This is a genomic window from Pseudoalteromonas sp. SIMBA_162, assembly GCF_046535955.1.
GTDB lineage: Bacteria > Pseudomonadota > Gammaproteobacteria > Enterobacterales > Alteromonadaceae > Pseudoalteromonas > Pseudoalteromonas marina.
Map to the genome: position 1 here is coordinate 1 of NZ_JAWJBQ010001315.1, position 232 is coordinate 232.

Here is a 232-nt window from a genome sequence, read left to right on the forward strand (position 1 = left end):
CCCGGTATCCTCCGAACTGATCGAGGCCGCGGTGGAGCGCATTCGTCAGCGTCTGCGTGCCACCGGCGAGCGTGAGATCGAGGCGCGGCGCATCGGCGATGAGGTCATGCAGCAGCTCAAGCGGCTGGATCAGGTCGCCTATATCCGCTTCGCTTCGGTCTATCGTCGCTTCCAGGATCTTGATGAGTTCCGCGCCGAGATCGACCGTCTCGCCCAGGAGCCCAGCTTCCTG

The 232-nt window shown here is 64.2% G+C and carries 1 protein-coding gene; it reads left to right on the top strand.

Annotated elements, in window-relative coordinates; translation table 11 throughout:
- Positions 1 to 232 (top strand): ATP cone domain-containing protein (locus tag R0J88_RS23905; protein ID WP_410901445.1); only part of this gene is annotated, 232 nt, incomplete at both ends.